Below are 10,712 nucleotides of genomic sequence, written 5' to 3' on the forward strand. Positions count from 1 at the left end.
ATTATCGTTCGTTTTATGTCATCAAAATCTAAAATACCACTTTCAAAATCGTCTAAGCAACCAATGCAAAATCCAGAAGCAGTAATCCAAAATATAAAAATAAACAAATAATGTAAAATTAAAGGAAAACCAGAATAATCCCGCAAAACTAGTGGCTCTTTGTCGTAGTCCCTAGCATCTTCTTTCCTTAGCGCAGCACCGGCTTTAAATTTATCCAAATTTAGCTCTTTATAAACGGAATTTTAAAGCGTTTTATATGCTCTCAAATAGGGCGGTGGCGCGCAGGTGCGGCGGATAGTAGATTACCCGCCGCAGCGCGTCTCGCAAAAGCAAAACCGCGCCCGGCAAAACGTAAAAAACCGCGGCGTCTCGCTAACTCATAAAATTTAGCTCGCCAAAATCGCGCTGTATCGCGGGCTGATAAAATCACTGCTCGCACAAACGCAGCGCAATGCTCGCAAAAGTAAAATCCGCGGCTTGCAAAATCAAGCCACAGCATGCAAAAGCGAGCTTAAGCTTTTGGAATTCTGATCTTCTGCCCCGGATAGATGAGGTTCGCGTCTTTGATAACCTCGCGGTTGGCGTCGAAAATAATCTTGTATTTGTTCGCGTCGCCGTAGAATTTCTTCGCGATTTTAGATAGGTTATCGCCCTTTACGATGGTGTAGTAGTTCTCGGCGCTATCCTCTCTAATGCCCTCAATTTCGACGTTTTTGATGCCTGCGGTGTTGCCCGCGATGAGGGCTGCTTTTTCGAGAGTTTCCTTATCGGCGTTACCGCTGATTTTGACGGTGTCGCCCTGCACCTCGACCTCTAGCCCCTCTACCGGCGTAGAGCTGAGATTGGTGGCGATCTCGTCTTTTACGGATTTGGCGTCATCGCCTAGACCTAGTAGTTTCTTGCCTGCTTCGGCTACGAATGAAAGTAAACCCATGTTTTCTCCTTTGGTTAAAGTGGCGAAATTTTATCTTAAATTTACCAACGATCAGCTTAGGCGCATATCTCTGCCGATCTGCTCTAGCCTGGCGATGCGATCTGCGGTGCTTGGGTGGGTGCGGAAAAGCCTAGAAAGGCTGCTCGCCGCGCCGCCAAAGGGATTTACGATAAACATATGCGCGCTAGCGGTATCTGCGGAGCGCATGCGGTAGTTTTGGGAGTAGGCGTCGAGCTTTTTAAGCGCCGAGATTAGCCACTGCGGATGCGACGTAAGCGCCGCGGCACCCGCATCGGCCTTATATTCTCTCGTCCGCGAGATGCTCATCTGTATGATACTCGCAGCTAGCGGCATTACGATGGCAGCTATGAGCATAAAAATCCCGTTTGAGCGATTATTGGAGTTACCGCCGCCTACCATCGCGCTAAACTGCGCGAAATTTGCCAGTAGTGCGATAGCTCCCGCAAACATCGCCGCGACCGAACCGATGAGAATATCGTAGTGATTTACGTGGCTTAGCTCGTGCGCCAGCACCCCTTCGATCTCTTGCGGGTTCATTAAATTTAGCAGCCCGCGCGTTACCGCAACGGCGGCGTGATTTGGATTGCGTCCCGTAGCGAAGGCGTTCGGCACCTCCTCATCGATGATGTAAATTTGCGGTATCGGCAGATTCGCCTTCGCGCAGAGGCGGTCCACTATGTCATAAAGCATCGGCTCGCTATCCTCGTTCACTGGTACCGCGCGGTAGTGCTTCAGCACCAGCTTGTCGCTGAAAAAGTAGCTGAAAAAATTCATCGCACACGCCGCGCAGAAGGCTATTATCATGCCGCTACGTCCGCCTACGGCGTTACCTACAAACATAAAAATCATCACCAGCGCGCTCATCAAAAGCGCCGTTTTTAGCTTTTCCATTACATTCCCTTGAAGAAATTTAATCGCAAATTCTAACCGGCGAAGCGCCCTTATTTTAAATTTCTTGTCAATAAATTTCTAATGCCGACGGCGCAGACGATGCTAAAAACGACGACCGAATATGAGTTGATATTTAGCCCGCAAAATCCTGCACTTAGGGCAAAGGCGCAAAGTGGCGCGTTTAGGTTGATCGCTAAAAGGGCAGCCCCTCCGCAAACCCCAGCTGCGCTTAGGTTAATAGGCAGAATTTCGCCGATCGCAAATCCTATGCATAGCCCTAAAACTGCGCCCAGCGCAAAACTCGGCGTTAGCGTGCCGCCGTATCCGCCGCAGCGAAAGATCATCAAAATGCAAAACGCTTTGCAAAGCAAGATCGCAAGCAAATATGGGCTAAAGGACGCTGAGTTGAAAGCAAACTGCGCTGCCGAGCGCCCGTTACCTAAAATTTCTGGTACGTATGCGCCGACCGCCGCGGTAAGCAAGAATGCAAGCGGCAGCGTAAGCGCGATTTTAAGGCTTTTTATGCGCAGCTTTTCGCATAAGCGCACCCCATCTTGAAAGTATTTTGCCGCGACCCCCGTGACAAGCCCGATTAGAGCCGCTGCGAGTAAATTCTGTGGGGTAGGGGCGAAGTTCGAAACTGTGTAATAAATTTCTTTTGAAGCTCCGAATTCCGCCGTAGCTGTAGCCACCGCACTAGTGGCAAAGGCGCACAAAATTGCTCGAGTATCGAAGCTTTTAAGCAAAATTTCTAGGCTAAAAAGCGCGCCCGCTAACGGGACATTATATGCAGCGCCTAGTCCCGCCCCAGCGCCGCATGCGATAAATAGCCGAAGCTCATCTCCGCCGATATTTAGGGCGCGGCAAATTTTAGCCGCAAACAAGCCGCCCAGCTCGCGCGGAGCAGCCTCGCTGCCTACCGGTGCGCCCAGAGCGATGGCTACTAGCTGCAAAACAGAGTGGATTAAATTTTGCCAAAACGGCGGATTTTGCCCCTCCATCATTGAAGATACGTTTAAAAAAGGTTTTAGTCTTATTAGCAGAATTCTAATTAAAGTTACGATTGCGCCGGCTGCGAGGACGCTAAGAAAGCGCCTAAGCGCAGTGGTTTGCTCCGTGATAATGTGAAATTCCTCATCATTATGCCCGAAAGCAAAAGTTTCAATTTCGTTGATGCCGAAGTTTAAGAGCCCTGCGCAAAGCCCCATTATAACGCCTATCGCAAGGATCGCTAGAAAGAATTTAGTACTCAAAATATGCCTTTTTGAAACGCATAATTATATAAAATTTTAGCTTTAAAAAATCCTTACCGCGCGCATAAAAGCAGCTAAAACGCGAGTAAAATTTAAAACAATGGCTAAGAATTTATATCATCTCTGCAGGTAAATTTTGCGCGAAATTCTATGAAGCTTAGGCAGAGGCAGAATTTTATTTACGTTAATTGCGCGAGTAAAATTTACATAGATTTTATATCGCGCGTAGAAAATTTAGCAAAATTTCGCATCGCGCTGGAGGGTAAAACTCTATTTGAAATTTCTTGCCACGAGGACAGGCGAAATTCTACGTAAAATTTAAATCTATCCGAGCGGATAAAATTTTAAATTGAGTAAGCGAGAGAATTTCGCAGAGGACGCGTGAAATTTCGCGCAAAATTCCAATTTGCGAAAGAGGGCAAAATTCCGCGTAGAATTCCGATCCGCGTAAGCGGGTGAAATTCGCGTTAAATTCTAAACCGCGAGGCTAAGCGAAATTATGCGCGGAATTTTAATTTGCATGAGTCATAGGAATTTTATACCCGCGAATAAATTCGCTTAGGATTTTGCTATTTTTTCCAGATATCGTCATTTTTACCAGCTGCCGACGCGCTTAGCTTTTTATCCAGAGCCGAAATTTTATCCGCGAGCTTTTGCGCGCCGCCGAAAATTTCATCTTTTTTCGGAAGCCCGAAGTGAAATTTAAAGCCTACGCTATCTCCAATGCTTGCAAGTAGCGATTTGGGCGCGTTTGCGATCGCGTCTTTAAAGATTGCCGCGTCGATTCCGAGCTCGGCTAAGTTTTTTAACGCCCGCGTAGAGCTGATAAACATCGCGATCTTGGCGTCGAAAAGATAATCGTTTGCCAGCTTTTGTGCGGCCGCGGCTGATTTTTTATCCACGATGATAAAGCGCGCACCTGCGCCGTTTGCGAGTAAAATTTCATTTATATCGTTCGTAATAACGCTAAATTTTTTCTGCGCCTTTTGTGCGGCGGCGATGAGCCTGTCGTTAAATTTAAAGAGCAGATTGTCGTATTTGAAAACTTCGTCGCCGTTTTTGATGAGATACAGCGGCTCGTAGGGCACGAGCGCGTGGCCTAGGATGATCATTTGCCGCCCCTTAGTTTAGCTTCGCAGGATTTGCAAAGGCGCTTTTTATCGCGCAGAGCAAGCTCGTCGTTGCTAAAGTACGTCCCGCACTCGTCGCACGCCAAAAGCTCGGTCGCATCGTCCTTTTTCTTTATGCGAAATCTAGGCACTATCAAAAAATATATGAGCGCCGCGATAACGGCGACGGCTAGAATTTTTCCCATTATTTTACCCTTTTGATCACTAAAAATTTTCTATTTTTCAAAGCGTTTTCGCCGCTAAAAATTTCGCAGCGTGCGCTCGTAAATTCCTTGCGGAATTCCGCCGCTTCCGCCTCTGCGCCCGAGCCTTTGTAGAGCAAAAACGTAGTGTTTTGATCGTAAAAGCCGCGGCAAATTTCAATTAAGCTTCGCGCGCTCATCAAAGCCCGAGAGCTTATCAGATCGGCGCGCAGCTTTGCGCCGTCTTGCACGCGCTCGGCGTGGATTTTTACGTTAGCTAGAGCAAGGCTAACCTTCGCGTAGGTTAGAAACGCCGCTTTTTTTTGATTTGGCTCAAACAGATGCCACTCGCACAGCGGCAGCGCGAGCGCCAAAAATAGCCCGGGAAAGCCCGCTCCCGAGCCGATGTCGCACGCGATGCGCGGATAGCGCGGTATGAAATTCGCTCCGCTTAGGCTGTCGCGCACCACCGCGTCCAAATCGTCGTAATTCGTGAGGCTATGGACGCGGTTAAATTTTTGCAGACAGGCTTTAAATTTAGCGACCTGCTCGTTAAAGCTCTCGCCCGGCGCAAGCTTCACAGCAGATGCCCCATCTGCTCTTTTTTGACGCGCAGATAGTTTTCGTTAAATTTATTAGGCGTGATGATGATCGGCACGCGCGCGACCACTTCTACTTTCAGATCGTGCAGCTTTTGCGGGTTGTTCGTAAGCAGATTTATGCGCGAAATTCCAAAATGAGCGAGTATGAAATCCACGATCTCATAGGTTCGCTCGTCCGCTTTGAAGCCTAGCTGATGGTTTGCTTCGATCGTATCGAGCCCCTGATCTTGTAGCGCGTAGGCGTTGATTTTATTAAAAAGCCCGATATTGCGCCCCTCTTGACGCAGATAGATCACCATGCCGCCATGCTCTTCGATATATTTTAGGCTCGCTTCGAGCTGTTCACCGCAGTCGCACTTTAGGCTGCCGATCGCATCGCCGGTAAGGCACTCCGAGTGGATCCGCACGTTTACGACGCCCTCCAAAGGTTGCTTAAATATCACTAGATGCTCTTTCTCGCCTTGCTTAAACGACTGAACGCGGAAGCTTCCGAAGCGGGAGGGGAGATTTGCGACCTCTGAAATTTTTATATCCATGCTTAAATTTACTCCGATTGTGATATTATAAATCTCACAATTCTAGCTAAAAAAGGAAAAATAATGTTTAAACGATTTAGACGGCTACGAATAAACCCTATGCTTAGGGATCTGGTGCGACAAACCGATCTGCAAACCCGCTTTCTAATCTATCCGCTTTTTGTGGTGGAAGGAAGCGGTATCAAAAAGGAGATCGCCTCGATGCCGGGCGTATTTCAGATGAGCTTGGATGAAATTTTAAAAGAGTGTGAGGCTCTTTTGTCGCTCGGTTTGGATAAAATTTTACTTTTTGGAATTCCTTCACTAAAGGACAGCATCGGCTCGGACGCGCTAAGCGAGGACGGCATCATCGCGACTTCGCTGTGCGCGATAAAGGCTAAATTTCCAAATTTACTCGTCATCACCGATCTGTGCTTTTGCGAATACACCGACCACGGGCACTGCGGCATCATCGATCATGTGCATCAGACGGTGGATAACGACGCGACGCTTGAAATTTCGGCGCAGCAAGCGCTCATCCACGCCAAAGCGGGCGCGGATATGATTGCTCCAAGCGGCATGATGGACGGTATTATCGCTACCTTGCGAGAGACGCTCGATCGCGGCGGATTTGAAAATTTGCCGATTATGGCGTATTCGAGCAAGTTTGCCAGCGGCTACTACGGGCCGTTTCGCGACGTGGCGGAGAGCGCGCCAAGTTTTGGCGATCGCAGCAGCTACCAGATGGATCCCGCAAATAGATTTGAGGCGATCAACGAAAGCCTGCAGGACGAGGCGCAGGGAGCGGATATTTTGATGATAAAGCCCGCGCTTGCGTATCTGGATCTAATCAGAGACCTTAGAGAGCGTACGCTGCTGCCGATCTGCGCATATAACGTAAGCGGCGAATACTCGCTACTGCAGGCGGGTAAAAAAGCGGGCGTGATCGATTATGAGCGAGTGATGATGGAGACGATGATAGGCATAAGGCGCGCCGGCGCGGATATGATTATCACCTATCACGCCAAGGAGATCGCGGAAATTTTAAACTCGCGAAGATAAAATTTTAAGAATTTTGGAATTTTAAAATTTCACGGCAGCGGCGAGACTTGGTTCTTTGAAATTTACTTCGCGGCACGTAGCGCAAATTTTAAAATTTAAAATCCGCCGCAGGTAACGAAATTTTAAAATTCCGCCGCGGCAAATCCGATAAATTTTAAAATTTTCAAAATTCTGTCGTAATTTAGCTTGCAAAATTTCGCGAAAATTCCGTCCGTAAATTTCAAAATCCCATAAAATTTTTAAAATTTTACGTGCTTCATCTTAGCTTCACGCACAGGTAGGCTTAGCAGAGCTGCAATAGCCGCTAGCGTCATATCCAAATACCACATATAATCATACGCGCCGTATGCCCGTACCGCAAGACCCCCGATATATGCGCCAAAAAATCCGCCGATTTGATGCGAAAACATCGTAAATCCAAATAGGCTTGCTAAATATCGCGTTCCCAACAGCTTACCTACGGCAGCCGCAGTAGGCGGTACGGTCGCTAGCCAGGTAAATCCTAATCCCACGCTGAAGATATAAAACGTAAGGCTATCTTTGGGCGAGAGCACATAAGCACCAATAAGAGCGATACGCAGAGCATATATGCAAAATAAAATGACTTTACAGCGCACTTTGGAAACACACCAACCTACGAATAAGCTGCCTACGATGTTTGCGATACCGATTAGTGCGAGCGAAAAGGACGCTACCTGCGCGCCATGCCCGCTTAGTGCTACTTCGCTAGGCAGATGTGTCACTAAAAACGCTACGTGAAAACCGCACGTAGCAAAGCTTAAATTTATCAAAATATAGCTTTTATCGCGCAGTGCCAAACGCAGAACTTCGCCTAAGCTGCGCTTATCTTCTTCATGTAGGCTGGTTTGTTCGCCAAATAGAATTTTACTGCCTGCCAAAAGTCTTGCAAGCGGCAGAATTAGCAAGCTAAGCCCTGCGAGCGTAAAAAATGCGCCGCCGTATCCCAAAGCGGGCGTTGCGATGCAAAACCCAATCATAGGCGCAAATAAAAACTGCCCGAACGAGCCGCCTGCATTTAGCACTCCGCTAGCAACCGAGCGGATAGAAAATGGCAGGCGCTTCGCCATTAGGCTCATTAGAATTGGAAAACTACCTGCACCAAGCCCTAGCGCAAGCCCAAAACCCATCGTTAATACAAGCGAGCTTTCGCTGCTAAATAACGGCACAAGAGTGCAACTAATCGCCAAAAGCACGCTGCCCCAAAACAGCACGACGTAGGCACCGAGCTTGTCTGCAAGTATCCCGCTAAGCGGTTGCGAAAAGCCCCATACCAGCTGCGTAGTTGCCATCGCAAAGCTTACTTGGGCGATGGATAGGGAATTTGCTTGCATTATAGGTTGCACGAAAAGACCTAATGACATACGAATGCCCATCGTAATCATCAAAATCGCCGCGGCGCATAGGATCATTATCCAAACTGATTTCATATATATTCCTTTTAAAAAATAGAATTATAGCATAAAAATCACGAATATATCGATATTTTATAGATATATTTAATTAATGTATTTTAGTATATTATTTATGTAAGAGGAATTTACCGAGCTTTAATGGGCTTTGCATTAAAATTCCGTTTTCAAGGAGAAGCGATGATTTACGAAGACGAGATGATTTACGTACAGCGCGAGGAGCACGAAGTGCCGTGGGTGAAGGTCTTTACGAAGGCGAAATTTAAAGAGCTTAGCGACTGCGACGAGGCGACGCTGGCGCATCTGTGGCGCGCCGTGCTTCAGTGCGAAAAGAGCCTGCGGGAGTTTTATGCGCCCGATAAGATCAATATCGCAAGCTTCGCCAACTACGTGCCGCGCGTGCATTTTCACATCCAGGCGCGCTTTAAAAACGACAGCTTTTTCCCGGAGTCCGTCTGGGGAAAAAAGATGCGAAACGGCAAGCTCGATCTGCCGGAATTTAGCGAATTTGCAGAAATTCTGGCGGCAAATTTAAAGATGGAATTCAGATGATAGGCGTGCGCTCAAAAAAATACTTAAGCCTTTTCGCGCTTGCTTGCTGCGTCGCCACCTTTGCGTTTTACCTGCGCTTTAAAAGCGAGGAAAACGAGATAAAAATCAAGCAGCAGTTCGATTTTAGCGCGAGCCTGTTTGAAAAGATCGTGGACGAAGAGAAGCTAAACGCCTTTGCGATCTCGCTGATTTTGTCGCAAAATAGCGACGTGGTGCGCTGCTTTGAGAGCGGCAAGCACGGCGAGTGCATGGACGTGACGAAAAAATACAAAGACATTTTGAGTGCAGTGCCCTTCTATACGGGCGTGAAGATACATTTTCATACGCAAAACACCAGGAGCCTGGCTAGGAGCTGGAGCGACGAATTTTACAACGACGATCTGAGCTCTTTTCGCCATTCGCTTTTGCAGATCCGCCAGAGCCTGCTTCCAAAGGCGCTTGTGGAGATGGGGCGATGCGGGGTTTTCATGCGCGGAATTTCGCCCGTTTTTAGCGACGGTAAATTTATCGGAAGCGCCGAGATAATGCTCGATTTCGAGCACGTCATCGCGCAGATCAACCGTATGGGAAACGATATTTTTATCCTCGTAGATAAGAGGTTTGAGACCGACTGCTTCTACGATAAAATAGGCGTTATCAAGGACTTTATCGTCGTAAACAGCGCACCGGATTACGACGTTTTGTCGATTTTGGCGACGCTTGATTTTGGGGCGCAGAGCTTTATCAAAAAGGACGGGCATTATTTTTACGTGCGGGCGTTTTCGGACGAAAACGGCACGAAACTGGGCTATATAATTTTGCATCGCGAAGGCTAGCGGCGAGATTTAAATTTAGGCGCTCGCCGCTCTTAGCTACTTTGTCGCGGCGGCGGCAGCGCGGGGCGAGCGAGCGTTTTAAATTTAATCGCAAGATTACGGAAATTTGCGCTGGAATTTTAAATTTTAAAAGGAGTGTCGGTATGAAATTTTATAAATCTATTAAATTTAAAGCCCTAGTTGGCGCGCTACTTCTTATAATAATACTCTGTGCCGCATTTATCCGTATAATTCCCGATTACTCCACTTCGCGAGCCTTCGCGATAGTTTCTCTCCCTGACTACACCAAATACAAGCAAGGCTATTGCCTCAAAGAAAATAGAATTTTGCCCAAAGAGGAGCTATATCGAAAGGCAATTGAAAAGTATTTGGATAAAAAACTGGAATTATCCAAGATGATAAATGAATATCGCAAGGGGCATTATGATTCTTATAAATCTGAATATCAGCCTGCATATTATGAAGTAGAAAATATGGATTTCGCTAATTATATGAATATAGCAAAGCAATTTGGCTCTCAAGACGGCGAATTTCTTTATAAGTTTTATATCGGTGAGCTGGGCGCAAAAATTACGGATCCAAAGAAATATTTAAAAATAAATTTGAACGATATGAGTGCCGGTTTTGAAAAGCCCTTAATAAGATATTACGGAAAAGATATTTTTTTCATGCTGAATCGAGATTATATTTTATATGACGGGTATTTCAAACATAACTTTTATTCAGATATTGCACTTAATGAAAAGGCTTTAAAATCATATAACGGACAGAATAATTCAGGGATAAAAGTTTATTTCGATAACTGCGGAAACATAAAATATGATATGAAAAAACGATATTTGGAAAGTCGGGAATTAAATGGCGGCTGAGAGCCGAATATAAACAACTGAAATTTTAAATTTTAAAAGGAGCGTCGGTATGAAATTTTATAAATCCGTTAAATTTAAAGCGATAGCTGGCGTGCTGCTTCTTATAATAATACTCTGTGCCGCATTTATCCGCATAATCCCCGACTACTCCATTTCGCGAGGCTTTGTGATAGTTTCCCTTTCTGACTACGACAAATACAAGCAGGGCTATTGCCTCAAAGAAAACAGAATTTTGCCCAAAGAGGGCAGTATTTGGATTATGAGCTAAAACTAGATCAAATGATCAATGATTATAGAGCTAATACCTATGGTAGCTCCTGGCGTAGCAAATATGAACTTGCGTATTATGAATTGGAAGGTATAAATTTATCGAATTGGTTTGAAATATTAAAAACGCATCATGATAATAATGAGACGTTTGAGGAAATTTTTATGAATAAACTAAAAGCCAAAAAA

Annotated in this window: 15 protein-coding genes and 1 pseudogene; 7 read left to right on the top strand and 9 right to left on the bottom strand. The window is 46.1% G+C overall.

Annotated elements, in window-relative coordinates; all coding sequences use genetic code 11:
* The 4 genes from Q0620_RS07395 to Q0620_RS07410 all read right to left on the bottom strand — a co-directional run.
* The coding region (locus Q0620_RS07395) for a hypothetical protein (RefSeq protein WP_298784146.1) at positions 1-218 on the bottom strand (218 nt) is incomplete at its 3' end.
* 293 nt (positions 219-511) lie between these two features.
* The gene (lysM, locus tag Q0620_RS07400; protein WP_297913759.1) at positions 512-934 is read right to left on the bottom strand and encodes a peptidoglycan-binding protein LysM; all 423 of its coding nucleotides are present in this window, start codon (positions 932-934) and stop codon (positions 512-514) included.
* Positions 935-985: 51 nt separating this feature from the next.
* The gene (gene htpX / locus Q0620_RS07405) at positions 986-1,846 is read right to left on the bottom strand and encodes a zinc metalloprotease HtpX (RefSeq protein WP_298784149.1); all 861 of its coding nucleotides are present in this window, start codon (positions 1,844-1,846) and stop codon (positions 986-988) included.
* Positions 1,847-1,896: 50 nt separating this feature from the next.
* A complete protein-coding gene (locus Q0620_RS07410) occupies positions 1,897-3,099 on the bottom strand; it encodes a chloride channel protein (protein WP_298784151.1) in 1,203 nt (400 codons plus the stop codon).
* A 150-nt stretch (positions 3,100-3,249) separates the two neighbouring features.
* Here Q0620_RS07410 and Q0620_RS07415 point away from each other — a divergent pair, with 150 nt between their 5' ends.
* A complete protein-coding gene (locus Q0620_RS07415; RefSeq protein ID WP_298784153.1) occupies positions 3,250-3,414 on the top strand; it encodes a hypothetical protein in 165 nt (54 codons plus the stop codon).
* Positions 3,415-3,668: 254 nt separating this feature from the next.
* Here the strand turns inward: Q0620_RS07415 and Q0620_RS07420 are convergent, their stop codons facing one another.
* Genes Q0620_RS07420 through ribA form a run of 4 tightly spaced genes read right to left on the bottom strand, consistent with a single transcriptional unit; the run spans position 3,669 to position 5,549 of the window.
* Complete coding sequence (locus Q0620_RS07420; RefSeq protein ID WP_298784155.1) at positions 3,669-4,211, bottom strand: hypothetical protein; 543 nt, start codon at positions 4,209-4,211, stop codon at positions 3,669-3,671.
* Positions 4,208-4,414: a hypothetical protein gene (locus Q0620_RS07425; RefSeq protein WP_295153197.1), complete on the bottom strand. Its 207-nt coding sequence runs from the start codon at positions 4,412-4,414 to the stop codon at positions 4,208-4,210. Before Q0620_RS07425 ends, Q0620_RS07420 begins: the two co-directional genes overlap by 4 nt.
* Entirely contained in the window at positions 4,414-4,992 is a 579-nt protein-coding gene (gene rsmG, locus Q0620_RS07430) for a 16S rRNA (guanine(527)-N(7))-methyltransferase RsmG (protein WP_298784156.1), read from the bottom strand. Before rsmG ends, Q0620_RS07425 begins: the two co-directional genes overlap by 1 nt.
* On the bottom strand, positions 4,989-5,549 hold the full coding sequence (gene ribA / locus Q0620_RS07435) for a GTP cyclohydrolase II (protein ID WP_297905488.1): 561 nt from the start codon (positions 5,547-5,549) through the stop codon (positions 4,989-4,991). The genes rsmG and ribA overlap by 4 nt, the downstream gene beginning before the upstream one ends.
* A 63-nt stretch (positions 5,550-5,612) precedes the next feature.
* On the opposite strand from ribA, the gene hemB reads away from it, so the two are divergent.
* Positions 5,613-6,590, top strand: a complete 978-nt coding sequence (hemB, locus tag Q0620_RS07440; RefSeq protein WP_298784157.1) for a porphobilinogen synthase — start codon at positions 5,613-5,615, stop codon at positions 6,588-6,590.
* A gap of 239 nt (positions 6,591-6,829) precedes the next feature.
* Here the strand turns inward: hemB and Q0620_RS07445 are convergent, their stop codons facing one another.
* The gene (locus Q0620_RS07445; RefSeq protein WP_298784158.1) at positions 6,830-8,038 is read right to left on the bottom strand and encodes an MFS transporter; all 1,209 of its coding nucleotides are present in this window, start codon (positions 8,036-8,038) and stop codon (positions 6,830-6,832) included.
* A 162-nt stretch (positions 8,039-8,200) separates the two neighbouring features.
* On the opposite strand from Q0620_RS07445, the gene Q0620_RS07450 reads away from it, so the two are divergent.
* The 5 genes and pseudogenes from Q0620_RS07450 to Q0620_RS07470 form a co-directional block, all read left to right on the top strand.
* The gene (locus Q0620_RS07450) at positions 8,201-8,572 is read left to right on the top strand and encodes an HIT family protein (protein ID WP_298784172.1); all 372 of its coding nucleotides are present in this window, start codon (positions 8,201-8,203) and stop codon (positions 8,570-8,572) included.
* On the top strand, positions 8,569-9,387 hold the full coding sequence (locus Q0620_RS07455) for a cache domain-containing protein (RefSeq protein WP_298784173.1): 819 nt from the start codon (positions 8,569-8,571) through the stop codon (positions 9,385-9,387). Before Q0620_RS07450 ends, Q0620_RS07455 begins: the two co-directional genes overlap by 4 nt.
* A gap of 143 nt (positions 9,388-9,530) precedes the next feature.
* Entirely contained in the window at positions 9,531-10,256 is a 726-nt protein-coding gene (locus Q0620_RS07460) for a hypothetical protein (RefSeq protein WP_298784174.1), read from the top strand.
* A gap of 49 nt (positions 10,257-10,305) precedes the next feature.
* Entirely contained in the window at positions 10,306-10,524 is a 219-nt protein-coding gene (locus Q0620_RS07465) for a hypothetical protein (RefSeq protein WP_298784175.1), read from the top strand.
* Positions 10,509-10,712, top strand: a pseudogene (locus Q0620_RS07470) (hypothetical protein); the annotation flags it as partial. The gene Q0620_RS07465 and the pseudogene Q0620_RS07470, both read left to right, overlap by 16 nt.

Origin of the sequence: uncultured Campylobacter sp. (assembly GCF_938017615.1) — a bacterium.
GTDB lineage: Bacteria > Campylobacterota > Campylobacteria > Campylobacterales > Campylobacteraceae > Campylobacter_B.